This window comes from Microcoleus sp. D2_18a_B4 (genome assembly GCF_036702475.1).
Classification (GTDB): domain Bacteria; phylum Cyanobacteriota; class Cyanobacteriia; order Cyanobacteriales; family Microcoleaceae; genus Microcoleus.
Genome location: NZ_JAUBTL010000064.1, coordinates 15,800 through 40,307, shown reverse-complemented (window position 1 = coordinate 40,307; position 24,508 = coordinate 15,800). Strand labels below are relative to the sequence as shown.

The 24,508-nt window shown below is 45.8% G+C and carries 26 protein-coding genes and 2 pseudogenes; 11 read left to right on the top strand and 17 right to left on the bottom strand.

What is annotated here, in order from left to right; genetic code table 11:
• Positions 1–620: hypothetical protein (locus QUB04_RS27285; RefSeq protein WP_333289278.1), on the top strand; the 620-nt coding region annotated here is incomplete at its 5' end.
• Positions 617–1,069 (top strand): FHA domain-containing protein, encoded by a 453-nt coding sequence (locus tag QUB04_RS27280; RefSeq protein WP_333289275.1) that lies wholly within the window; start codon positions 617–619, stop codon positions 1,067–1,069. The genes QUB04_RS27285 and QUB04_RS27280, both read left to right, overlap by 4 nt.
• A gap of 145 nt (positions 1,070–1,214) precedes the next feature.
• Here the strand turns inward: QUB04_RS27280 and QUB04_RS27275 are convergent, their stop codons facing one another.
• Positions 1,215–1,793, bottom strand: a complete 579-nt coding sequence (locus QUB04_RS27275) for a DUF1997 domain-containing protein (protein WP_333289273.1) — start codon at positions 1,791–1,793, stop codon at positions 1,215–1,217.
• Between the two features lie 208 nt (positions 1,794–2,001).
• Between QUB04_RS27275 and pheA the strand changes: the two genes are divergently transcribed.
• Entirely contained in the window at positions 2,002–2,949 is a 948-nt protein-coding gene (gene pheA, locus QUB04_RS27270; protein ID WP_333289271.1) for a prephenate dehydratase, read from the top strand.
• A gap of 34 nt (positions 2,950–2,983) precedes the next feature.
• A complete protein-coding gene (locus QUB04_RS27265) occupies positions 2,984–3,625 on the top strand; it encodes a pentapeptide repeat-containing protein (protein WP_333289269.1) in 642 nt (213 codons plus the stop codon).
• Between the two features lie 33 nt (positions 3,626–3,658).
• On the opposite strand, the gene QUB04_RS27260 is transcribed toward QUB04_RS27265, so the two are convergent.
• From QUB04_RS27260 to rpsL, 7 genes are all read right to left on the bottom strand, one after another.
• Entirely contained in the window at positions 3,659–4,597 is a 939-nt protein-coding gene (locus QUB04_RS27260) for a PspA/IM30 family protein (protein ID WP_333289267.1), read from the bottom strand.
• A gap of 220 nt (positions 4,598–4,817) precedes the next feature.
• Positions 4,818–5,459, bottom strand: coding sequence for an LON peptidase substrate-binding domain-containing protein (locus QUB04_RS27255; RefSeq protein ID WP_333104131.1), 642 nt, complete (start codon positions 5,457–5,459; stop codon positions 4,818–4,820).
• Between the two features lie 408 nt (positions 5,460–5,867).
• Entirely contained in the window at positions 5,868–6,185 is a 318-nt protein-coding gene (gene rpsJ, locus QUB04_RS27250; protein WP_006632193.1) for a 30S ribosomal protein S10, read from the bottom strand.
• A gap of 217 nt (positions 6,186–6,402) precedes the next feature.
• Positions 6,403–7,632 carry an elongation factor Tu gene (tuf, locus tag QUB04_RS27245; protein WP_333289265.1) on the bottom strand — a complete coding sequence of 410 codons (1,230 nt, stop codon included), beginning with the start codon at positions 7,630–7,632 and terminating at the stop codon, positions 6,403–6,405.
• A gap of 101 nt (positions 7,633–7,733) precedes the next feature.
• Positions 7,734–9,806 carry an elongation factor G gene (fusA, locus tag QUB04_RS27240; protein ID WP_333160978.1) on the bottom strand — a complete coding sequence of 691 codons (2,073 nt, stop codon included), beginning with the start codon at positions 9,804–9,806 and terminating at the stop codon, positions 7,734–7,736.
• A gap of 348 nt (positions 9,807–10,154) precedes the next feature.
• Complete coding sequence (gene rpsG, locus QUB04_RS27235; protein ID WP_006632196.1) at positions 10,155–10,625, bottom strand: 30S ribosomal protein S7; 471 nt, start codon at positions 10,623–10,625, stop codon at positions 10,155–10,157.
• Between the two features lie 145 nt (positions 10,626–10,770).
• Positions 10,771–11,151, bottom strand: coding sequence for a 30S ribosomal protein S12 (gene rpsL, locus QUB04_RS27230; protein WP_006632197.1), 381 nt, complete (start codon positions 11,149–11,151; stop codon positions 10,771–10,773).
• A gap of 838 nt (positions 11,152–11,989) precedes the next feature.
• Between rpsL and QUB04_RS27225 the strand changes: the two genes are divergently transcribed.
• The 4 genes from QUB04_RS27225 to QUB04_RS27210 all read left to right on the top strand — a co-directional run bounded on the left by QUB04_RS27225 (position 11,990) and on the right by QUB04_RS27210 (position 14,561).
• Complete coding sequence (locus QUB04_RS27225; RefSeq protein WP_333109740.1) at positions 11,990–12,193, top strand: hypothetical protein; 204 nt, start codon at positions 11,990–11,992, stop codon at positions 12,191–12,193.
• Positions 12,194–12,411: 218 nt separating this feature from the next.
• The gene (locus tag QUB04_RS27220) at positions 12,412–13,263 is read left to right on the top strand and encodes an Npun_R2479 family HD domain-containing metalloprotein (protein WP_333289263.1); all 852 of its coding nucleotides are present in this window, start codon (positions 12,412–12,414) and stop codon (positions 13,261–13,263) included.
• Positions 13,256–14,002: a transposase family protein gene (locus QUB04_RS27215; RefSeq protein WP_333289261.1), complete on the top strand. Its 747-nt coding sequence runs from the start codon at positions 13,256–13,258 to the stop codon at positions 14,000–14,002. Before QUB04_RS27220 ends, QUB04_RS27215 begins: the two co-directional genes overlap by 8 nt.
• Positions 13,986–14,561, top strand: a complete 576-nt coding sequence (locus QUB04_RS27210; RefSeq protein WP_333289259.1) for a transposase — start codon at positions 13,986–13,988, stop codon at positions 14,559–14,561. Before QUB04_RS27215 ends, QUB04_RS27210 begins: the two co-directional genes overlap by 17 nt.
• Positions 14,562–14,700: 139 nt before the next feature.
• Here QUB04_RS27210 and QUB04_RS27205 read toward each other — a convergent pair whose 3' ends face one another.
• From QUB04_RS27205 to QUB04_RS27195, 3 genes and pseudogenes are all read right to left on the bottom strand, one after another.
• Entirely contained in the window at positions 14,701–15,216 is a 516-nt protein-coding gene (locus QUB04_RS27205) for a transcriptional repressor (protein WP_333289257.1), read from the bottom strand.
• Positions 15,217–15,687: 471 nt separating this feature from the next.
• Positions 15,688–16,170 (bottom strand): annotated as a pseudogene (locus QUB04_RS27200) (chlorophyll a/b binding light-harvesting protein); the annotation flags it as partial.
• Between the two features lie 548 nt (positions 16,171–16,718).
• Positions 16,719–17,456 carry a response regulator transcription factor gene (locus tag QUB04_RS27195; protein ID WP_039886887.1) on the bottom strand — a complete coding sequence of 246 codons (738 nt, stop codon included), beginning with the start codon at positions 17,454–17,456 and terminating at the stop codon, positions 16,719–16,721.
• Between the two features lie 495 nt (positions 17,457–17,951).
• Between QUB04_RS27195 and QUB04_RS32640 the strand changes: the two are divergent.
• Positions 17,952–19,225, top strand: a pseudogene (locus QUB04_RS32640) (RNA-guided endonuclease InsQ/TnpB family protein).
• A gap of 266 nt (positions 19,226–19,491) precedes the next feature.
• Here QUB04_RS32640 and QUB04_RS27180 read toward each other — a convergent pair.
• The 5 genes from QUB04_RS27180 to QUB04_RS27160 form a co-directional block, all read right to left on the bottom strand.
• Positions 19,492–20,454, bottom strand: a complete 963-nt coding sequence (locus QUB04_RS27180) for an FTR1 family protein (RefSeq protein WP_333289249.1) — start codon at positions 20,452–20,454, stop codon at positions 19,492–19,494.
• Between the two features lie 96 nt (positions 20,455–20,550).
• Positions 20,551–20,985 (bottom strand): ferritin-like domain-containing protein, encoded by a 435-nt coding sequence (locus tag QUB04_RS27175; RefSeq protein WP_333102835.1) that lies wholly within the window; start codon positions 20,983–20,985, stop codon positions 20,551–20,553.
• Positions 20,986–21,101: 116 nt separating this feature from the next.
• Positions 21,102–21,269 (bottom strand): hypothetical protein, encoded by a 168-nt coding sequence (locus QUB04_RS27170; protein WP_333289247.1) that lies wholly within the window; start codon positions 21,267–21,269, stop codon positions 21,102–21,104.
• Complete coding sequence (locus QUB04_RS27165) at positions 21,266–21,934, bottom strand: hypothetical protein (RefSeq protein ID WP_333289245.1); 669 nt, start codon at positions 21,932–21,934, stop codon at positions 21,266–21,268. Before QUB04_RS27165 ends, QUB04_RS27170 begins: the two co-directional genes overlap by 4 nt.
• Before the next feature lie 488 nt (positions 21,935–22,422).
• Positions 22,423–22,560: a hypothetical protein gene (locus tag QUB04_RS27160; protein ID WP_333289243.1), complete on the bottom strand. Its 138-nt coding sequence runs from the start codon at positions 22,558–22,560 to the stop codon at positions 22,423–22,425.
• 2 nt (positions 22,561–22,562) lie between these two features.
• Here QUB04_RS27160 and QUB04_RS27155 point away from each other — a divergent pair, with 2 nt between their 5' ends.
• Together QUB04_RS27155 and QUB04_RS27150 are read left to right on the top strand one after the other, a co-directional pair.
• Positions 22,563–23,492 (top strand): energy-coupling factor ABC transporter permease, encoded by a 930-nt coding sequence (locus QUB04_RS27155; protein WP_333289241.1) that lies wholly within the window; start codon positions 22,563–22,565, stop codon positions 23,490–23,492.
• Positions 23,485–24,162, top strand: coding sequence for an energy-coupling factor transporter transmembrane protein EcfT (locus tag QUB04_RS27150; RefSeq protein ID WP_333289239.1), 678 nt, complete (start codon positions 23,485–23,487; stop codon positions 24,160–24,162). Before QUB04_RS27155 ends, QUB04_RS27150 begins: the two co-directional genes overlap by 8 nt.
• A 137-nt stretch (positions 24,163–24,299) precedes the next feature.
• On the opposite strand, the gene QUB04_RS27145 is transcribed toward QUB04_RS27150, so the two are convergent.
• Positions 24,300–24,508, bottom strand: a 209-nt coding sequence (locus QUB04_RS27145; RefSeq protein WP_333289237.1) for a hypothetical protein, incomplete at its 5' end; no start/stop codon positions are given.

Sequence of the window (24,508 nt, the reverse complement as noted above, 5' to 3'; positions counted from 1 at the left end):
AAGATGCCTGTTCCACAAAGAGTGAATTTTCTTGTGGAACAGGCATCTTGCCTGTTCCTAAACAAGTAATTGAGAATGGTGCAACATCTCAGATACAATCAACAAGTATTTTATCTAGAGCCCCCAGGATTAATAATTGGTTAACTTCTTTGTTTATAAACAGCGAGTCGTTGAGCAGTGACTGTCGCCCGATCGAGAACACGAATCAGCGGTGCAACCAGCACGGGTCTGAGTTAAATTCTCGGGTTCATGAGCGGAAAAAGGAGTATTTAGCCGATCGAATTGAGCGGCTCACCCATCGGCACAATCGCTCCCTCACAGACCAAATTAATCAAGCGGTTAAAACCGCTGTCCATCACTGGGAAGTTCACCCGATTAATAACATCGTGTTTGGTTGTTACCGAGAACAGCAAAAATTTTCGCCTGCGCCAAAAGCTAACCATGAAAAGTTGGTTCAAATGCCTCAAGAAGCCAAAAGTTCGACTTTTAGGGCAGATAGAGGGAATAGTGGCGCACTGACGACGCCTTTAAAAATCAAATTTTTTGCAGTTTTCTCCCAAAAAATCTCTCTAGAAGTATCCCCGTTTCTGTCTGGCGGTGGAGTGTCAAAACATCAGTGATTACCTTAACTCTTTTACATCCTATCCAGTCTGTCCCGGTTCAAAGTTGGTGTTTTGAATCAGAACCAGTGGTTCGCATCGGTCGATCGAACGACAATGATGTAATTATTTACAGCGCTGTAGTTTCCCGCCACCACGTAGAACTCTGGAATCACGCCCAGGGCTGGGAAATTATTAATTTTGGTGCTAACGGCACTTATGTAGATGATAGACCGATCGCTCAGGTGTCAGTTGTGGACGGGATGACAATTCGCTTGGGCAATTCCGGGCCAAAAATCAGGATTCGGGTGGCCGCAACGAATCAACCGGGCAAAATAATCAAGCCACCGCAGCGCGAACTCCGCCCAAAGGACGAAGTTTCAAAAGACAGGTCAACTCCTTTGCCGGGGGGCGTGGGAATAATCGAAGACGATGAACTTGGAGGGATCACTCAAATCGATCTTGACTGACCCGCAGCTATCTATCCCTGCTGGCTAGTTCCCACAAAGCGACCGATGCCCAATTCCAGGGTTTAACTAATAAATATTGTGGTAAGTGGTCTGATTTGTGGCTAAATATCCCTATACATTAATTAACAGCTTCTCTAGTAGGATTTCACCCTTCTAAAGATAAGATTGGGGGGAGATCGATCGATCTTAGCTCACTTTCGCTGCTTGCCCAGCGGCGGTAATCTAAGAGCAACTGGTGCATCAACCGCTGTTTGACGCTCAGCAGTACGCTCTTGAGCAAAGCATTCCCCGTTGCTTCTAAAATGGGTTTGGGCGTCAGCCAAAACGGTGGCGGTAATTCTACTTGCACTTCCAAATCCGCTTTTCCCTTCAAGTATGCTACCCCGCTGCTTTGGTGTACACAAAGCTTTCCTTTGAGATTGAGAGCAAAGCGATCGTTGATATAACCCACGCCACGAATTTCGCAGGCGACGGACTCCAAATTGATGGTGCCATCCGACTGGGCCCACACCCTCATGTCTACTGTGGGTTGAATGCTCAGCATCATAAATTGTAACGGTCGCATTTTCAGGCGGAAACAGTCATCGTTTAGCTGTTCTGTGCGACTTTGATCGACAAGGGCATTCACCAGTCGCCTCGGCTGGCGCAGATAATGTTGAATGGGAACCCGTTCCTCTGGTACGGCGATCTCAACGGATTGGGAAGAATTAAAGCGGATGTACATGAGAAAATATCAAAATATAGGATTCCTAAGCATATCTTAATAAACTATCACCTTTTTTAAGGTGACATAAGTTGCCCCCTAAGTCGTGTACCCAGCAATGTCATCCGAGAAATCACTGATAAAAGCTTTCGGGACATCGCTAATTTTTCATCATACTTCCTAGCTGATGAGAGTCAAGCAAACATTTGTAACCTAAAATTGCCTCTAAATGAAAATTTCGTTAGCGAAGCCCTCGAAGAGGATCGCACATCTCGGCCCTGTTGGTACAAATGCAGAAACAGCGGCTCTAGCTTATGTCAATTGGTTGAGCCTGAATACTAACTTGGAATGCACCCTGTGTCCTTATTCCACCATTTCTCAAGCGCTAGAGGCATCGGCCCTAGGGCAGGTTGACTATTCAGTGGTGCCCGTCGAAAATTCGATCGAAGGCAGCGTGACTGTCACCTTAGACACACTGTGGCGACTCGATCAACTCCGCATTCAACACGCCTTAGTTTTGCCAATTTCCCACGCGCTAGTGTCCAATGCTAAAAATTTTAACGAGATTCAAAAAGTTTACTCTCACCCGCAAGCGCTAGCTCAGTGTCAGGTATGGTTGGGGCAGTTTATTCCCTCAGCTCAATTAATTCCGGCCAATTCAACCACGGAAGCATTGCAATATCTGGAAGATACAAATGTAGCAGCGATATCTTCGCCAAGAGCTGCTGAACTTTACCATTTGCCAGTGTTAGCTCACCCCATTAATGATTATCCCGATAATTACACTCGATTTTGGGTACTCAGCAGGAGTGGTGGAGAAATCGCCAACGTAGAACCAGGGGATCACTCATCCCTTAAATCCCTTACCCAATCTGCTTCTAAGTTGATCCTCGATGCTTCACCGTCTAATTGCACCCATACCTCACTAGCTTTTAGCGTACCTGCCAATATGCCGGGAACACTGGTAAAACCTTTGCAAGTATTTGCCAGTCGCGGTATTAATTTAAGTCGGATTGAATCTAGACCGACTAAAAGATCGCTCGGAGAATATATTTTCTTTATGGACGTTGAGGCTAACGCCTGCCAAGCATTTGTTCGATCGGCACTCGATGAATTAAAAAATCACACAGAAACTTTAAAAATATTTGGTTGCTACAATGTACTGTCAGTAGTATAATTTATTTTTAAGTAAAACTTAGGAGGCTGGCGAGATGAATGCGGATGAACTTCTCAAGCGATACGCAGCCGGAGAAAGAAATTTTCATGAAACCAACTTGAAAGAGGCTTCTTTGCGAGAAGCTTTCCTAATTCATATTAATCTAGCCTGTGCGAATCTCAAGGAAATAAATTTTGCCCTGGCCAACTTAAGGGGGGCAAACTTAATAGGTGCCAAGCTCAAGAATGCCTGTCTGGTGATGACCAACCTAAATGGAGCTAACCTGAGCGGAGCCGATCTAACTTTCGCAAGATTAACAGGAGCTGACCTGATTGAAGCAAACTTGGAAAACGCCAACTTGAGCGACACCAAAATGATAGGTGTTAATTTGAGCGGAGCAAACTTGCAAAACGCCAACTTGATGGAAGCGAACCTCCTAGATGCTTGCTTGGACAATACAAACCTCGAAGAAGCCAATCTAAGCGAGGCTAAACTGCGGGGTTCGAGTCTGATAACAGCCAACTTGAGAAACGCTTTTTTGTGTGAAAGTAACCTTGAGGGTGCTGATTTGAGCGGTGCTGATTTGAGCGGTGCTAATTTGAGCGGGGCATTTTTATGCGGAGCTAATCTGGACGGAGCTAAGTTAGATAAGGCAATTTTAAGTGGAGCAATACATTTTTGCGTCAGACAAGTTTGAGATCACGGAATATATAACTGCAGAATCCGACAACTAAGGACTAAAAAATATACTATTGACTTGGCTGAAAGTGAAGTCTATTTGCTGCTGTACCTTAGCAAAATGAAGCTGCATTTTGAGGATCTCTTTTTTGGAATTAGCTTGAGCAATCTTACTTTCCAAAGCCAGCAAGTTGCGGTTAAGATTTTCTACTCGCACAGTTTGGTAGTCTAAGTCAATTTTTAGTTCTGCCGCCTGATCGACTTGAACCTGCTGGCGAACCACGGCGAGGCGGATTGAATTCTTATCCTGTGTCTGAAGAGCTAGCAAAGCTCGCTGCTGCCACTGGTTGGCTTGAGATTCAGCTTGATTGTACAGCCACTGAATCCGCAGTTGGGCGGAAATCGCACTGCCAACAGCCTGACGCAGTTCTTTGAGAGGTTCCTGAATTTCTAAGATTAATAGTTCCCAAAGATTCATCAGTTCGCTGGTAAATTCTTCCCGTTCTACAGAGGCTACCAGTGCTTCTAATAGCAACAAATTTGGTTGCATTTGCTGCGTAATTGTCTCAAAGATTAACTGGGCTTCGGACATTTGCCGATCGTAATTTTTTTCTGAGACTGCACCGGATGAGTGCTTTAATATTTTTTCCGTGCTGTCTAACTCAGCTTCTGAATCTGAACTTGAAGCTACAAAGGCCTGTAATTTTTCGCGGGCGATCGAATTCAGCCTTTGTCGAAGCAAATCGCAGGCCACCCGCTGCACTGGCCCTGTTTCGCTTTGACAAATCTGGATGACTATTTTTAAGCCGGCATCGCCGTAATTCAATGTCTCTCTCAGGGCGGCAATTCGATGTTCGTTGACAGAACTAGACAGCCGATGTTTAACTCCTGCTAGTCCGCCGAGCACTACACCGCCCACAGGAGGTGGCAGTTGACCGCCTCTAACTGCATCGTATGGTTTCGGTTGGTCGTGATTGTCTAACACAAGCATTTACTGCTATAAGGAACCTATCCGAACCTGTTTGAAGTTAAGAATTAAACAGATACCAGTTCCCAAAAAGAATGGAACTGTAGGCCATCTCCAAACCCTTAGTTCAATAACTCATTCCCAATCGAAAATCGAAAATCGAAAATCGAAAATCGAATGATTTGTGTGTAATTATTTCTTCAATGCAGGTCAAACCGATCGTGCTTTTTCCTAGACCACTTGGCTACTTGAGGGTATCTTTAAGTACAGTCCTCGCTGCCAAGTGATTGCGAGTAGAAGTCAAAATTTCGGTTTCCCGTTCCAATCTCGCAGCAGTATCTTGCAATTCTAAAAGAGTTTGCTGTTCTGTCGCTGCACCGTAAAGGTAGCTGGCTACCCAGTAGGACAATTCTGTAGGCAAACTGGGAATGTCTTCGGGCAGGTCGATCGGCTGATCCATCAATTTGCTGGAGAGGCGAACTACATCTCTCAGCAGTTGTTCGACATCTTTTCCCAAAGGTCTGAGGTCTTTTTGCGGCGGTTCGTCTTCCATCCATTCTACTAGACCTACTAAATAGGGTTTTTCGCGAACGGCGTCGAGCACTCGGAACCGCTGCTGACCGAGAGTCATAATTTTCATGCGATCGTCGGGCAGGCGCTGACAGTGAATCACTTCGGCGCAACAGCCAACGGCAGAGACTTTGTTTTGGTTGGGGTCCCACATGAGCACACCGAAACGCCGATCGCCCTCCAGAATCGTATTCATCATGATTCGATAGCGAAACTCGAAGATTTGCAGCGGGAGTGGCCTACCTGGAAATAGAACCACTTCCGGCAACGGAAATAAGGGGAGTTCGCGAACTGCTACAGAGGAAGAGGATGCCATTGTCGCTCAAAAGTGACGGTACTTGCGCTTATTTTTCTTACTTTAACTGATTAAAGGCAATTCCGGGGCAGGAGCGATCGGGCTTTTGCGCTCGCAACGGGAGCGACGGCTCGCTATCTCCGGTGCTGGCAGCTTGACCAAGGCGTTATTACGTCAAAATGTTAAATATACCTTTTTGCTAAACTAAGTGCTCCCGAAGGCGATGATAGCGACTGCTCAAGGAGCGTTTTTGTAGCGATCGCCCCTTAATTAAGAATAATTATTTAAGTTCGTGCTGGAGCAGAAATTATTGCTGATTATTAACTAATAACTAATACCTAATAACTCATGACTAGGGAAATTTCCACAAAAAGAAGGAACAATTTATTTAATCTTTGTTCCTTCTTTCCGAGTTTTCGATAAGTCAATCTACAGCTTGACTTCGATATCTACGCCGGCTGGCAAATCCAGTTTCATCAAAGCGTCAATTGTTTTCGCCGATGGCTGGTGAATGTCGATGATGCGGCGGTGCGTGCGGGTTTCAAAGTGTTCGCGAGAATCTTTGTCTACGTGGGGCGATCGCAGCAAGCAGTAAATCCGTCGTTTTGTCGGTAGGGGAATCGGGCCGATCGCTGTGGCTGCTGTCCGATTTGCTGTATCTACAATCTTTTCGCAGGATGCGTCTAGAATTCGGCGATCGAAAGCTTTGAGGCGGATGCGAATTTTTTGCTGTTGAATTGTTGCCATTTTTGTTTCTTGAATTTTCGAGGTTCAGTTTATTTTTAGTCATTAGTCATTAGTCATTAGTCATCAGTCATTTGTTATTTGTTATTTGTTATTGAACATTTAACCCATAACTACTAACAACTGGCCACTAACCTATAACTACTCACTACTCACTAAATAGCAGAAAAGCCTATTGACATTGGGTGGCTTTTCTGCTATTTAGGCTGTTATGCGAGTCCTACTTGAGGATTTTGGAAACAACGCCGGCGCCGACGGTGCGGCCACCTTCGCGGATAGCGAAGCGCATTCCTTGTTCGATCGCGATCGGGTGAATCAACTCAACAGTCATTTTGATCCGGTCACCGGGCATCACCATTTCTGCTTCAGTACCGTCATCAGCGGTGAACTGTGCGATCGTGCCGGTCACGTCAGTGGTACGGACGTAGAATTGAGGGCGATATCCAGAGAAAAAGGGCGTGTGCCGGCCGCCTTCTTCCTTCTTCAGGATGTACACTTCAGATTCAAACTGAGTGTGAGGCAGGATGCTTTTCGGCTTGGCAATCACCATTCCGCGTTCAATATCCGCCTTTAAAATCCCCCGCAGCAGTAGACCAACGTTGTCGCCGGCCAAACCTTCTTCCAGAGACTTGGTGAACATTTCCACACCAGTCACTGTAGTGCTGCGAGTGTCCTTAAGACCCACCAATTCGACTGTTTCGCCGACTTTGATAGTTCCACGTTCGATCCGGCCTGTGGCGACAGTACCCCGACCAGTAATCGAGAATACGTCTTCAACTGCCATCAAGAAAGGCTTGTCAATTTCGCGTTCTGGGGTGGGGATGTAAGCATCTACTTCTTCCATCAGCTTGTAGATTTTGTCAACCCACTCATTTTCGCCCTTGACAGTCTTGGGATTAGCAAGCATCGCTTCGAGAGCTTTCAATCCCGAACCTGTGACGATGGGGATGTCATCGCCCGGAAAATCGTAAGAGCTCAAAAGTTCGCGAACTTCCAGTTCTACCAATTCCAACAGTTCAGCATCATCCACCATGTCTTCTTTGTTCAAGAAGACAACCAGGCTGGGAACGCCAACTTGCTTCGCTAGCAGGATGTGTTCGCGAGTTTGAGGCATGGGGCCGTCTGCTGCTGACACTACTAGGATGCCGCCGTCCATTTGAGCTGCACCGGTGATCATGTTTTTCACATAGTCAGCGTGTCCGGGGCAATCTACGTGGGCATAGTGCCGACCTGTGGTTTCGTATTCCACGTGAGCAGTATTAATCGTAATACCCCGCGCTTTTTCTTCTGGCGCAGCGTCGATGTCGGCGTAGTTCTTAGCCTTTGCTTGACCTAGTGCAGAGAGAGTCATCGTAATCGCAGCGGTCAAAGTTGTTTTGCCGTGGTCAACGTGACCTATCGTGCCGATGTTTACGTGGGGTTTATTCCGTTCAAATTTTGCGCGTGCCATTCTTGATCTGTTCCTTGTTTCTTTTAGCGATTTTAGACTTGAGATTTTAGATTCTAGACTTTGGATTCAATCCAAAATCCAAAATCTAAAATCCAAAATCATTAGTTCCCTTTGTTCTTAGCGATAATGGCTTCAGCCACGTTTCGCGGCACTTCTTCGTAATGGCTGAATTCCATTGTGAAGATGCCTCGACCTTGGGTTTTCGAGCGGATGTCGGTGGCGTAACCAAACATTTCTGCTAGTGGAACTTTTACAGAAACTTTGGCTATCCCCTGATCCGTCTCTTGACCTTCGATCTGACCCCGACGCGAGTTGAGGTCTCCGATGACGTTCCCGATGTAATCTTCGGGAACTTCAACCTCTACTTTCATCATAGGCTCTAGCAGCACTGGCGACGCCTTCATCACGGCTTCTTTGATCGCCATTGAACCGGCGATCTTAAATGCCATTTCTGAGGAGTCTACGTCGTGGAAAGACCCGTCTACCATAGTAGCTTTGAGGTCAATCACGGGATACCCTGCTACAATACCTGATTCGCAGGCTTCTTTCATCCCTTGTTCTGCAGGGCCGATGTACTCTTTGGGTACAGTGCCACCAACAATTTTGGAGACAAATTCAAAGCCGCTTCCGACTTCGGTGGGTTCTAGTTCGATCACGACGTGACCGTACTGACCTTTACCGCCGCTTTGGCGGATAAATTTACCTTCGGCGCGGACGGATTTGCGAATGGTTTCGCGGTAGGCTACTTGTGGCTGACCCACGTTCGCTTCTACTTTGAATTCCCGCAGCATCCTGTCAACCAGAATTTCCAGGTGCAGTTCGCCCATACCGGCGATGACTGTCTGGTTGGTTTCTGGGTCAACGTTGACTCGGAAGGTGGGGTCTTCTTCCGAGAGCGACTGGAGGGCTTTGGAGAGCTTCTCCATGTCTTGTTTGGTTTTGGGTTCGACAGCCACGGAGATGACTGGCTCTGGAATAAACAGAGATTCCAGAATCACTGGCGCTCCTTCTTCGCAGAGGGTGTCGCCGGTGAAGGTGTCTTTCAAACCCAAGGCTGCTCCCAAGTCTCCGGCTCGGAGTTCCTCAACTTCTATCCGATCGTCCGCTTTGAGTACAATTAGGCGAGAAACCCGCTCTTTTTTGTCTTTGGTGGAGTTCAGGACGTAGGTTCCTTTTTTGAGGATACCGGAGTAGACGCGAACAAAGGTCAGGCGACCGTAGGGGTCTGCCATGATTTTGAATGCCAGAGCTGACAGCGGGGCGTTGTCGTCGGCAAACCGCTCTGCTGTGTCGCCGTTGGGCAGGAGTCCTTGTATTGGAGGAACTTCCAAGGGCGACGGCAGATAGTCGATGACTGCATCCAACAACAACTGAACGCCTTTGTTTTTGAATGCCGAACCGCACAACATGGGGACGATCGTACCTTCGACAGTGCCGTGACGCAGGGCCAAGCGGATTTCGTCTTCCGTTAACTCTTCGCCTTCAAGGTATTTCTCGGTGAGGGCGTCGTTGGTTTCTGCTACGGACTCGATCAGCTTGGTGCGGTATTCTACGGCTAGATCCTTTACTTCATCGGGGATTTCTACTTCCTCGATGTCGGTTCCCGTGTCGTTGTTGTAGATATAGGCTTTCATTTGCACTAAGTCTACAATTCCCCGGAAGTTTTCTTCACTGCCGATCGGGATTTGGATGGGTACGGCGTTCGCTCTCATGCGATCGCGAATTTGGCCGTAGACTTTGTAGAAGTTTGCCCCCATCCGATCCATTTTGTTGACGAACACGATCCTCGGTACTTTGTACCTGTCGGCCTGTCGCCAAACTGTTTCGGATTGCGGCTGCACTCCCCCTACCGAGCAGAACACTGCGATCACTCCGTCGAGCACTCGCATCGAGCGTTCGACTTCGATCGTGAAGTCTACGTGTCCGGGGGTGTCGATGATGTTGATTTTGTAATCTTTCCAACTGGTGGTGATAGCAGCGGCAGTAATCGTAATTCCCCGCTCCCGCTCTTGCTCCATCCAGTCAGTGACTGCTGTTCCCTCGTGCACTTCACCCATTTTGTGAACCATGCCTGAATAGAACAGAATTCTTTCAGTTGTTGTTGTTTTGCCCGCGTCGATGTGGGCTGCGATGCCGATGTTGCGAGTTTTTTCTAGCGGGACGGTACGTGCCACAGCTACCTCCTTAATCTTGTGTTGCTGTTATAATACTATTATACTACACAGTAACCCTATTTTGCACTCCCCAGCGACTTACAAAAGTCTCTGGAGCTTATTGTTACATTTTAATATTTTTTGCAAGATTTGTTTACAAAAATATTAAGGATGCGACATGGAGGATTTAGAGAGTGCGTGAATTTTGAGTGCGTGAATTTTGAGTTTGGGAGTTTTGAGTTTGCTTCACCAATCGCAACAGCGCCAAGAGAAGCAATCTCAACACTCAAAACTTATTACACTTTCCAATTTTTCACCCGATGCTTTTATACCGCACGATCGCGCTCTTCTCCATGCCAGTTGTTGCAGTTAGTAGCGGTAGTGAGCAAAAGCCTTGTTTGCTTCAGCCATGCGGTGAGTTTCTTCGCGCTTGCGAATAGCACTCCCTGTTTCGTTAGCTGCATCCATCAGTTCGTTGGCTAGCTTGGCTGCCATCGAGCGGCCGGTGCGGGCGCGGGCAAATCTGATCAGCCAGCGGAGGGCGAGGGTTGTACCGCGATCGGAACGCACTTCCATTGGCACTTGGTAGGTGGCGCCACCTACCCGGCGGGCTTTGACTTCTACCAGGGGTGTTGCGTTTTTGACTGCTTTTTCAAACAAGTCTAACGGTTCAGCCCCTGTGCGTTCTTGGATGGTTTTGAGGGCGTCGTAGACGATGCTGGAGGCAACGGATTTTTTGCCGTGCTGCATGATCCGTCTCACCATCATGCTTACCAACCGGCTGTTGTAGGTTGGATCTGGTGGAACTGGACGTTTTTGAATAACTGTGCGGCGAGACATAGTTCTATTTGGGATTTTTGATTTTGAATGATTGACTTTGGGCTTTTGGGATCACATCTCGATTTATGACGATCGAGCGTGCAGTTGAGCGGCGCGATCGGATTTATTTTTGCTTCCCAACCCCGACGATCGGACGAGTTCCGTGTTATTTTTTCTCTTTAGGACGCTTGGCCCCGTATTTGGAACGACCCTGCTTGCGGTCTTTCACCCCAGCGGTGTCTAATGTACCCCGAATGATGTGGTATCTAACTCCGGGCAAATCTTTTACCCGACCGCCCCGGATCATTACTACCGAGTGTTCTTGCAAGTTGTGACCGATCCCTGGGATGTAGGCGGTGACTTCAAAACCAGAGGTCAGCCGTACCCGAGCCACCTTCCGCAGCGCCGAGTTGGGTTTTTTCGGGGTGGTCGTGTACACTCTGGTGCAAACTCCGCGGCGCTGGGGGCAACTCTTGAGAGCTGGCGATTTGGTTTTTTTCTGCGTTTGTTCCCGTGCTGAACGGATGAGTTGCTGAATAGTGGGCATGAGTTACGGCATTTCTAGCTTTTTGCTGAATATAGTGATTTGGCTGTATCCGCACTGAAAGTCCCTTCCCCTCTGGGGGGACGGGATGAATGAAAATAATTATGGGTAAGTGAGGATACCAGACTCTGTATTGTACACGACGCGAGTTTCTTTGGCAAGAAATTTGCGCGACCCGCGCTCAAACTTCCTTCATTGCTGCAAGTTGGGAGGGGGCGAGCGCAACGGGAGAATGGTATGTGACATCCTATAATTTAGGCGCAACTATGATGATTGTCACAGCCGTCAGAAAAATTTATGACGATCGCAATATCGCGCTTTTTCGATCGAATTACCATTGTGAGGAGAGGCGCCTTAACTGCTACACAAAACTTGGCTAAACTTATTTAAGTCTGACCATTCAATCAGGATTGCTCCTGAAGGGTCTGCTTCGGAGTTTCACCCAAGGGAGTCGGCTCGCAACTTGTCCACAGGCGTTAATTCGGGTGGAGCAACGCCCTAATTGAGTTAATTTTAGTTGAAGCTTTTAGCCATGAGTCATCCACTATTTTCAACCAATTTAACGAAACGCGGACTCCCGTTCGACCTTTTTACAGGCTGGTCAGTTTTGACATGCGCTGTGGTTTACAAACCAGATACTTAAGCCTTTTTTAGGCATTGGTGTAATCATATCGCCCACAATGTTAATCAGTCAAGTTAAGTATGACTAAGTTTAGTAAAGTTTTGGGCTAGTTAGTCCAACTCCAGCCTGCGATCGCATCACCGTCTATAGCCGATCTACATCACATAAAGTTATCTAAACTTGCCGGACAATAAGAAATATACATTGAGTTGACGGCAGATGACAACCAAAGCTTATATTCCTGAATATAAAATTTCCGAACTTTACTTGAACATTTGGAAATCCGGTAAGATCGATCGGACGGTGTTCCAGCAAATTCAATACGCAATTAATTCTCACAGTTTAAAAAGTTCAGACGATCGAAAAATTGTCAGCAGGCTGCTGTATGCAGTACGGCGGGGATGGGTGTCAGTGACGGACTGAGTTAGTTGGGAGTTTTGAGTCAGGGCGCGAGATTGCTTCGTGACTCCCCGGGCGTAGCTGCGTCACTGAGTTGTGAGATTGCCACCCATTTGCCGCCCACAGAGCACAACGCACACGGGGTGCAGGAGTTGTGAACTAAAATCTCATCCATAAAATTAGAGGACTCCCCAATAGATGCACCGCTGTTAAAAGGAAATATTAAGGTAAAAGGACACGGTATGTTTAATTCTACAGAACTGCTGATCGAGGCTTTCATCGCACAACTTCAGAACGGGTACAGCCGCACTTACGGAGGCTACAAATCAGACTATGCTGACATTATTGCCTGGGTGGGGGCAATGGCGTTAGAAAACATCGCTAACAGCGACGCTCTTTATCACAATGTAGAACACGCCATTTGCATTAGCTTAGTCGGTCAAGAAATCTTGCGGGGAAAACACATTCGCCAGGGCGGAGTTTCCTGCGAAGATTGGCTGCACTTCATCATTTCTTTGCTGTGCCAAGACATCGGATATGTCAAAGGAGTTTGCCGGCAAGACCAAGAATCAGAAGGATTGTATGCTACGGGAAAAGATGGGATGAGAATTGCACTTGCTCCCGGTGCAACAGCGGCCAGCCTAGCTCCTTATCGAGTTGACCGAGCTAAATTGTTTATTGACGAGCGCTTCGGCAACCACAAGCTAATTAATGCTGAGATAATTAAGCAGAACATAGAACAGACTCGTTTCTCGGTGCTTGACGGCAACACTGACGAGGATGCAGTTAATTACTCTAGTTTAGTTCGCGGTGCTGACTTGATAGGTCAGCTCAGCAACCCGCAATATTTGCAGAAAATTGGCGCGTTGTTTTACGAGTTGGAAGAAAGCGGTGCTACTAAACTTTTGGGCTACCGACATCCGGGCGACTTGCTGCAAAGCTACTCTAAGTTTTACTGGAGCGGCATTTATCCTCACATCAGTGAATCTCTCGGTTACTTGCAGTTGACGCAGGAAGGCAAACAGATTGTTGCTAGTTTGTACGCTAACATATTTCGGATGGAACACCAACGTTGCGATTCTGAGGTTGCTTGATTGCAAAAGTGCAGTCAGTTGTCAGTTGTCAGTTGTCAGTTGTCAGTTGTCAGTTGTCAGTTGTCAGTTGTCAGTTGTCAGTTGTCAGTTGGGCTCTCCTGACTTTATGGTGTATAATGTAACAAACAATACATTTATTCTCATGGACTTTTATTTGGATTATATATTAGACTTGCCTGGAGTGAAGGTTGAAAGTTGTACTCAAATTGATGGAAAAATTTTATTAGGACTGAGAATTGTAGGAGAAAGTATGGTTTGTCATCACTGTCAAAATTATACCGAACAATTGCATCAGAATCGACCAATCTTAGTAAGAGATTTGCCAGTCTTTGGTCGTCCTGTGTATTTAAAAGTCCCGCGACGGCAGTTTTACTGTCCTAATTGCCAACGATATCCCACAGAAAAAGTAGATTTTTTGGACATTAAAAGACGGCATACTCAACGATACGAACAAAATATTTATGAGCGTGTCAAACAATCGAGCATGGAGCAAATTGGACGAGAAGAAGGACTGAGTTATGACGAAATAAAAGGAATATTTGAGCAGACAAATAAGCAGAAAAAAAAACCGAATTGGGAACAGGTTAAACGAATTTGTCTCGACGAAATAAGTATGCGGAAAGGTCAAGGAAATTTTGTGACTGTTGTTGGGGACATTTCCGAAGGTAATTTAATTGAGATGATTGATTCTCATCGCTGTGAAGAAATCATTGAAGTCAGAAGTGCAACAAGCAATTGAGGTTCGAGAGCAAGTTGAGGAAGTGAGTGTTGATATGTGGGGAGGGTTTCCTAAAGTTATCAAAAAAGTATTTCCAAACGCCAAAATTATTATCGATCGTTTTCATGTGATGAAAGTAGTTAATAAAGATTTGAATAAATTACGCAGAGCAGCCGGAATAACAGATAGGAAAAGTAAATATTTATTGTTAACTAATCGAATAAACTTGAATCCTCTTCAGATTGATAAATTAGAGATGGCACTAGGTAAATCAGAATGCTTGAGAATTGCGTATGAGATGAAAGAAAAATTTAGAAAAATATATGAGACTAATTTGACCGTCAAAGAAGGGCAGGCAAAAATTAAAGAATGGCTAAATCATGCACAAGTATTTTTCAGAGAATCTGCATCAACGATTGAAAATCATTTTGAGGGTATTTGCAACTACTTTCTTAATCGCACAACAAGTGGAGTTATGGAGGGAATCAACAATCGAATTAAGTTGATAATGCGCCAAGGATATGGCTTTTCTAATTTTAATAATTTCAGGAATCGCGTATTAGCTTGCTTCTCTGATTAGATAAAATTATAACCACAAGTTCAGGAGAGCCGTCAGTTGTCAGTTGTAGGTGCTAATAACTAACAGCTCATAACGAATTAAAAAGCACAAATTACCAATTACCACCAATTACCAATTACCCAAGTATATTTCATTCAACTCAACTAATTTCCTCATCAATTGCTGAATGATATCTGGGACACAACCAATTGCTGGGTACCAAAGAAGGCCATCCCTCCCGTAGCGCTTCCAAACAAACAGCTCGCACAGTTAATTGACAGTCAAGCAGTTCTACCCCAGCTTTTTCAACTTGCTTTTTGCCAATTCTTAAAATTGATTCATCGCTAAATTCAAAGGTTTTGTGACACTGAATGCAAACCAGATGGTGGTGGTGGTACAATTCGGGAAAATTCAGTTCGTAATGTTTGTGTCCTTCTGCTAATTCTAGTTCACGCAAAATTCCTATCCTTGCTAATAAATGCAGCGTTCGGTAGACAGTAGACAAGCCAATTCGTTCTCCTTTATTCTGCAAAGTCTTGTATAATTCTTCCGCACTTAAGTGATTGCCTTGCGGTAGATTTTGAAAGACACTCAAAATAGTTTCTCGCTGGGGAGTCAGGCGGCAGCCTCTCTGGTTGAGTTCGACTTTGAGTGAGTTAGCACTGTATAAATTCATGTCGGAAAAAATAAAAAAGTTGAACGAGGATTGTAATGGATTATCTGTTATTTATTCGCGCTCTTTTTGAAATTCTCCTAAAGTATATTTTCCGTGAGAATCCATATAACTCTAGACTCCCCCTTTAGTCCAGGGTAATCTGCTAGTCACCTATCCCCCTTGCTACAAGTGGAACTGAAAAAGTGGTTTTCGGTATTTGTGCGTAATTTTTGTGAAGTTTAGAGCAATGTTGCGGAGAAGCATTGGTAAAACAAGTCGTAGGTTCAAAGTGAGTGCAACCATCGCATCTTCAGTACAAGCAACGCACGGGCGCACTGTAAATGTGAGGCGGTAGTCAGTAGTAAAAAAATCCCAATAACAAGGAATTGGATAGAAGCGCTTGATTTGATGCACTCCTTCGGGCCATGTTACGGACAGACTCCACAAAAATAATCAAAGTGGCGATACATAAATATTAGAAAAAGACAGTCATAAACCACCAAAATACATAGCTTTGGCCACCAACAAGAAGGTAGCGACACCCAGCAAAACTAGGCGGATTCCCAAGATGGTGGTGATTTTGTCTGCGTCTTCCCATGTGTAGCCAAAGAAAGAAGTTCTTGCTTCGAGGGTTGCTGGCCCTTTGAGGGAGTAAAAGATGCCGCCGAAGCCGAGAAAGAGGTGAATCGCCCTAACGGCGAAGTACGGATCAGTATCGACAATTTTGCCTCCCCCACCCCCGCCCCAGCCGAGTCTGGCTAGATTTGGCAACAGGATTAAGCCTTGTTCGTACATGGGCAATTCTGGGTTAAAGCGGGAAAGCTCCAATAGGGTATAGGCTCCCGCCCAGAAGAGAATGAGGCCGGCGTGGGCGACGTGGGTACCGAGCAAACGGCCCGAAAGGTTGATTAAGCGGGCTTTGCCGACCCACCAGGGAAATGATTTTCCTTCGGCTGGGAAGGATTTTTTTGCCATGCTGGTCACGGCGATTTACCTCTTGAGAAAGATGCCAGGGGAGTTTTCAGCGATCGCAGGTTATTGATATAGATAATCAACAATTTTAGTAGTTTCGTCAAGGGGTATTTGAGAAAAATTTTCACTCATTTGAGTTCTGGTATGTAAATCAGTAGGAAAAAACATCGTTGTATCACGATTATGACTGTTTTTGGCGCTTGATCGGAGTTTGGTCTCTCGTTCGCAAAAATAGCAGCTAAAGGAATACCTCTAAATTTATTGATAAATAATATTATTAAAGAGTATTATGGCTAGAGTATTGTTTAAGTAGCTATCCAATCGTCTCGAAAAAGACAAGGTGGAAAAAGAATCCCGTACTTTCCTATGGACAAGCTTCTCTAAAAGTACGGTTAGAGGGGGGTGCGGGATTGTTTTTTTCCGAATCAAGAGAGTTAATGCCTACTTGTTGACATATTCATCTCAAACTCCAAACAACCAAGCCTGAGAGCAAATGCTCTCAGGCTTTTCTAGCTGAATTTTTCACTGCTTGTTGCATCGGGCGCGCTAGCTCAAGCAGAGGATTTGGTTTCTTCAGCTACTTGCTCGTTGTTGGGTAACTCCAGGCAATAACCAGCCCCGTATACGGTTTTGATGTACCGAGGATGGCGGGGATCGGGTTCCATCTTGGTTCTCAGGTGTCTGATGTGTACACGAATTGTTTCTATGTCGTCGTCGGGGTCGTAACCCCACACTTCTTTGAGAATTTCGCTGGGAGAGACTGTCTGACCGTGGCGCTGAAGCAAGCAGTGCAGCAACTCAAACTCTAGGTGGGTCAGTTTGACTGTCTGAGCGTACCAAACAGCTTCAAACCTTTCGGGGACAAGGGTCAGCGGGCCGTAATTCAGAATTTCGGAGTGTTTGGCAGCTTGGGGGATGCGGTCTGTTCGCCTTAGTAGAGCTCGCACTCGCGCCAGCATCTCTTCTAGTTCAAAGGGTTTGGTCAGGTAGTCGTCGGCGCCGGAGTTGAAGCCTTCTACTTTGTCTTGAGTTTGACTTAAGGCTGTCAACATCAAGACGGGAATGTCTGAGGTGCGCTCGTCACGCCGCAAACGCTGACATACGGTGAATCCGTCTACTCTAGGCAGCATGAGGTCTAGCATGATCAGGTCGGGGAGCAGTTGTATGGCTAGTGCCTGACCTTTGATGCCGTCTTCTGCCTGGGTGACTTCGTAGCCAGCCATTTCTAGGTTGACGGCTACGAGTTCGGCGATCGCCGCGTCATCATCAATAACAAGTATCCGAGGCATCATTATTTATCTCACCGCTAACCAGATTGGGGAGGCTACAGCCTTCTGGGGGTTCCAGGTAACTTTAACAAGCAATTTTTTAATTTTAAGCTTCATTTAAGAATTATAAGGTTGATTAAGACCTTTTTGAGCTATGTAAAAATTGTTGTATTAATTATAAGCGCCTGCAGTGGTTATCAGAAAGACTGTTCGCCAGAAATCTGGCCTGGAGTAGATTTTTTGTTTGCGGGGGCGACTTGTGTGGCGACGAGTGAGGATGGGATTTGAGATTTTAGAGCCACCCTGCGTTTGTTTGCTCGTAGTGGGTCATCGTCCCTCTTCTCGATCGACACCTTTGCGGGCCTGACCTTGCCAATTCTGCTCTCTGCAAGTTACCAAGAAACTGGGTCTAAATCCCCGTCCTTATAGGACGGCTTTAATTATAAGTAATATGAAGAATTATTAAAGATACAGACTTGTAAGTAAAAGTTTTAGCAAAAGTGAGAGACTATTCTAATGATAGTTTTAGAGTTTAAGTTGAAGGGCAAAGCGGAACAATATCGAATCATAGACGACATGATTCGGACGGCTCAATTTGTCCGAAATAAAACTCTTAGACATTGGGTAGACAATCAAGGGATTAAGCTAGTAGACCTGTACAAACAATGCGCCGTTATGGCAAAAGAGTTTGAATGGGCGGGCAAGCTTAATTCGACGGCACGTCAAGCTTCAGCGGAACGTGCCATTTTTGCTATCCAACGTTTCTTTGCTAATTGCCAAAGGAAAAAACCCGGAAAAAAGGGATATCCACAGTACAAGAAACATACTCGTTCCGTGGAGTACAAGCAATCCGGTTGGGCGCTTTCTACCGACAAAAGATGTCTAACATTTAAGGATGGTTTTGCTGCTGGGAGATTTAAGTTAATCGGCAGTCGGGATTTGCATTTCTCGGCGCCCGATGAGATTAAACGAATCAGGGTTGTGCGTCGTGCCGACGGATACTACGCCCAATTCTGCATCAACGTTGAACGAAAAGAGGAACCCGTTTCTACTGGTAAATTTATTGGCATAGATGTCGGGTTAAACCACTTCTATACTGACAGCGACGGTGAAACAGTTCCTAATCCTCGGTATCTCAGAAAAAGTGAAAAAGCTTTGAAGAGATTGCAGCAGCGAGTTTCTCGGAAAAAGAAAGGTTCCAGAAACCGGAAAAAAGCGCTCAACAAGTTAGGAAGAAAGCACCTAAAGGTTAGTCGGCAGCGTAAAGACTTCGCCATAAAGACGGCATTGTGCGCGGTGAAATCTAACGATTTCGTAGCCTAGGTCGAACTTCAGGTGCGGAACATGGTTAAAAACCACAAGCTCGCTAAATCAATTAGCGATGTGGCGTGGTCATTGTTTGCTCAATGGTTGGAATATTTTGGAAAAGTGTACAGCAAAACAGTAATTGCTGTTCCACCTCAGTACACTTCCCAGGATTGTTCAAATTGTGGAAACCTAGTCAAGAAAACTCTGTCAACTCGAACCCATATTTGTAGTTGTGGTGCGGTGTTAGATCGTGATCACAATGCCGGAAAAAACATTTTGGTAAAGGGTTTGAAGCGGGCAGGAATCAATTTAAATACGGTGGGGCACACCGGAATTCACGCTGGGGGACAGACCGATCTCTACTCGCTGGTGGTGATATCAACGAGCAAATCGACTGGATGATCCAAGAATCCCTGCGCCTTCAGGTCAGGGAGTGTCAAATATTTTCGACGATCGCCCACTCTACGACTTGTGATTTATAAAGTTGGTGAGGTTGAGAAAAATTTTGTTTTTTTTGAGGGTTAGCCCTTGCTTTTTTTAGCTCTTGACTGTATTATTAAATAATAGAAATATAACTATTTATTTTCAAAACAAGCGCTATTCCCATTATTAAATAATATCATACAAATGTCAAAGAGTCTATCCCAAACCCCTAAAATTTTTGGTCGATTTTGGAAAATCAGGCAATTTTTTTGTGCCTCAGAAGCAGTGAAAGCAGGGAAATAATCTGTAACCATAGCCGACACAACTACTGAGAAAGAGTTGATTCTTGAGCCGACTGAGTATTTTTTGGGGAAACAGTCGCCTTAGAGCCTAATTTTTGGAAATAAAGACCGCCGATGGTGGCTAAGAATATTGTGTAAGCCGCCGCTTGGACGAGATAAAGTCGATCTCTGTATCCAAACAGTGCTTTGAGAATCACTCCTGGAAATTGCCGATCGGGCAAAATTTCCGCTGCATTCCACACCATAGGCCCTAAAATACAAGAGTGGAGTGGTGCGAGGCGATCGTAATAAACACAAATCCCTGCATACTGGCTATTCATCTGCGACAAAATTCCAGCGGCTTGGTCAAAATGTTTGAGTGCAGATACTGCCAAACCAGCCACGATTAACAGCAACAAAATCCCCATAAACTTGAAAAACAGGCGGATATCAATTTTTACGCCCCACTTGAACAGTAGCGCGCCAATGATTGCCGCCCCAGTCAAACCGCCCAAAGCACCTAAAGCGGGACTCAAACCTTGTTGAAATTGAGCGCTGACAAATATAACTGTTTCAAAACCTTCGCGCAGTACCGCAATAAAAATTAAGCCAAATACGCCCCAGCCGGCATTGCTATTTTCTGTCAAAGCTGCTGTAACTGCTCCTTCAACTTCAGCTTTGAGAAAGCGCGCTTGCTGAGTCATCCAAATTAGCATCCAGCTTAGCATTGCGATCGCCACAATTCCCAACACGCCCTCTAATAGCTGTTTAATTACTGGTGCGTAAGGCTGTTCGGATGTTGATAGTGCTGCGAGCAATCCATTGAATACAACACCCACCATACCGCTAGCAGCAATGCCGGCTGCGATACCTGCGTAAACCCAAGAATTGAGGTGAGTTTGCTCGGCTTTTTTGAGGCAAGCTAGTACAATTCCGACGACTAAGGCGGCTTCTACGCCTTCGCGCAGGGTAATTACAAAAGTTGGTAGGGCTTCGCTAAAATTCATTTTTTATAATCATGGGGCATGGGCATGGGGCATTGGTCATTGGTGATGGGAAATAACCAATAACCAATAACCGATAACAACTAACTAATGATTAAATCAACTATAATCCCGCAGCATTTTTTTCAGTTCTACTTGGTGCAATTCTTCTTGTCCAATTAGATTGCGGGCATATTCTTCCAAATAAACGCTGGAGTCGGTCACGACATCAAGTAAAGATTTATACTTTTTGAGCGCTTTTTTCTCGTGATTTAAACTTTCTTCTAACAAGTCTTTCACCGAGTGTTTGTAGGTTTCTTCGATGGGAGCAATTTTCTGACTGGGATGCCCCTCTAAACCGGTGAGAATTTCTCCTGCTTGTTGGGCGTGGAGTAGGGATTCCGTTGCTTGTGCTTTAAAAAACTGCACGATGGGAATCCGGTTTGGCCCTGTCACCATTAGTGAATAGTGGGTATAGCGCACGACACCTGCAAGTTCCCATTCCATGATGGTGCATAGCAGTTCCTGAGTTTTTTTTTCGTCAAGTTCTTTCATTTGTTGTTTTAGATGTAGAATGCCTTAGAGGGCGCTGTTTATAATATCACATTTAAGTTAAAAATGAAAAGTAAGGTGCGGATGGCGCACTTTACCGGAGAGATGTTGTATGTGAGTTACTGGTTAACTTCTAAGGTTGGAGTAGGAGCAAACACTACAGTAAACTTAGCGACTGGTGCTGCACTGTTGCGGCTAGTTTCGGAAGATTTGATCTCACATCTTGCACCATTCTCAATTACTTGTTTAGGAACAGGCTTTTCGGCCTGTTCCACAAGAAGACTCATTCTTTGTGGAACGGGCCGGAGAGCCCGTTCTTGACAATGGTGCAAGATATCAGTTTGATCCGATGTGGCAAAGGACTTTTTTGGCTGTAATCCTTGGCTGGTTGATTGAGGGGCTCGAAATTGCCGATCGCCCCATCTTGACTTGTACTGACTCGATACACTAGATTTTGATTGAACCTAGGGCTAGTTTGCCAACTTCGATCGATGCGATCGTAGACTTTGAGAGCTAACTCATCTAGTTTTACGCGATCCGTAATTTCTGCTGTCTGATTTGTTCCATCCACCGCCTGAACTTCCTGCTGGCCTGCTGATACAGGTACAGATTGGACAGTCTTATCTGTACGGCTACTCGCCATAGCCGTTTCAGTAAAGGCTAAATTACGCATTTGTGGCAAGATTTTAGCGGCAACCCGCAGCAAGGGAAAAGCCAAATGTCCCGTATAAACCATTACCAGTAATGCGGACATTGCACCCATGCCGTAAATGGTTCCGATCCACCGCTGCCAAGGGATCGGATGCCATAAGTTAACTAAAGGTAAAAACAGAAATAAACCAGCAGATAAAAAGCTCAGCCCGTAGATAGAAACTTGAGCAATATCTAATTGTCTGGGAGATTCAGAGGGAACTAAATCGGTAGTTGAGTCTTGGGTTGAGCGCAGCACCACTGGCAAACCTCCTGTAGGTTGTGCGGAAAATTACTTGAGAATAAGCGCATTAGTATTTTGAGTTTCTTGATAATGTAGCTCGTGCGGGCAAAGCCGATCGCACATTGGCGCAAGTGACAACCGCAAACATACTGCTAACTATATTGACTTGCAATAACTCGGAGTTTTGAGTCTCGATAACACGCAATACTTTGGATTTGACTAGCTATCGGGCAATTTCACTGCTGCTGTAGTCAAAAAATTAATGCAATAAGTTTTCAAGAACCCCCTTTAATGCCAATAAGGGATTTTCAGTTAATTCTTTATATTTATTTAAAATTTTTGTTTGAGTTTGACGGTGAATACATTTTGCAGTTGAGTCTGTAAAGAAATATTGATAATTCTTATCAAAAAGCTTCTAGGTGCGGGTTGTGGGTAAAATATCCGAATAATTCTTCAGGATGATTTAATGTAAAATTTCTCATCCTCAAAATTCTGCCGATGAGGCGCTAATCTATATCCCATAAGCGATCGCCCGCCCCCAATCCCCCGATCGCTCGATCGCCGAAATACCCCCACAGGGGATGGTAAATTTTTGTAAAAAATAGTTGACTAAAGGGCTGGAACTTCTCTCGTTTGGGATACATAAATGCACATACCTGATGGTTTTCTTTCACCGCCAGTAGCCGTTGCCACCGGCATAGCAAGTGCAGCAGTAATTGCAGTTGCCCTGAATCGAACCCGCGCGAGTCTTGGACTCCGACAAGCCCCAATCATGGGCTTAACCACAGCTTTCGTGTTTGCAGCCCAGATGATCAACTTTCCCGTAGCCGGCGGCACCAGCGGCCACTTGTTGGGAGGAGCGCTGGCATCCGTCGTTTTGGGGAACCCTTGGGCGGCAACTTTGGCAATGAGCACGGTTTTTATAATTCAGAGCGTCTTGTTTGCCGACGGGGGCATCACCGCCCTGGGAGCCAATATTTTTAACATGGGGCTAGTGGGTATTTGGGTGGGCTGGTGGCTGTTGCAGCCATTGCAGCAACTCTTGGGAGGTTCCAGAAATCGTTTGCCCCTAGCCGCGGGCATCGCCGCCGGCCTCAGCGTCGTGGCTGCTTCGATTAGTGTGGCGATCCAATTGGCAATTTCTGGTACAGTAGGGCTCAATATCGCATTGCCAGCAATGGTAGGCGTACATATTTTAATTGGGATTGGCGAAGGGGTAATTACAGGCGGCGTGTTAACTTATCTCGTCAAAGTACGGCCGGATTTACTGCCGGGACAACAGCCACAATTGCAGAAATGGGTAGTGCCAGTAATCGGAGTTTTATTAATTTCCGGGGTGCTTTCACTGTTCGCTTCAAGTTGGCCTGACGGGTTAGAAGCGGTAGCCGAAAAATACGGCTTTAAAGATAAAGAAGCTGTGGCGATCGAAAATCCCACTCCTTTAGCAGATTACACAGTTAAAGGATTAGAAGAACAGCCTATTGGTACTAGCATTGCTGGACTTTTAGGGTCTGCCTTCAGCTTCGGCGCGGCTTTTGGAATTGCTCAGTTGGTGGTAAAACCTAAAGATGTCTAAACTCTCCATACCTTTTCGATTGCGAGTGTCTCTCACAATTGTGATTGGCATGGGTTTTCTGAAGACAGGCGCTTGGCTGTGGCTGGGAATTTATGGGGCGATCGCACTTTTTTGGTCGTTTTGGCTCAGGGCTCCGGTGCGAACCCTAGCGCAACTGTTGGGAGCAGAATTGATTTTTCTCTCCTTATTAGTGCTGCCCCAAGGTTGGGAACGTGCCAGTTTTTTGTTGCTGCGTTCCCTAATTTGCCTGCTAATTATGAACAGCTTCCTGCTAACTTTGCCACCCCACAGTTTCGGAATCGCCCTCAAAGGATTACCCCTACCAGCAGGTTTGCAAGAGATTGTACTTTTAACAGGACAATACTTAGAAATCCTGCTGTCCGAAGTCAACCGCATGAAAATATCAGCCCAACTCCGGGGCTTGTCCGGTACCGGAGGATGGCTGCGCTACGCCAGTGCTTCCATGATCGGAGCGCTTTATTTGCGAAGTCTCGATCGGGCAGAAAGAGTACACGCAGCCATGCTAATTCGCGGGTATCAAGGAGCTTTACCTGCTGACTCAAAATCAACACCAAAAGAGCGACTCTGGCTGACATTAGCAATTTTCATAGCAGCCGGATTAACAACAGCTTCTTACGGTAATTGGGAATGGGTAATTGGGAATGGGTAATTAACTGGTTCCCAAGCTCTGCCGGGGAACCGATGTCCAGAGGCTCTGCCTCGCTTCTTGCGGAGGAAAATTGGAGGCAGAGCCTCCCGATCTGCGTTCCCAGGCAGAGCCTGTGAACGAGTAGAATTGGTAATTGATTAATTCATGCCTCTACCTTTTGCCTTATCCCTTCCCCTCTCTGCGCCCTCTGCGTTCTCTGCGGTTAAATACTCTTTTAACTGGTTCCCAGGCTCTGCCTGGGAATCCATATCCAGAGGCTCTGCCTCGCCTCTTGCGGAGGAAAATTGGAGGCAGAGCCTCCCGATCTGCGTTCCCAGGCAGAGCCTGTGAACGAGTAGAATTGGTA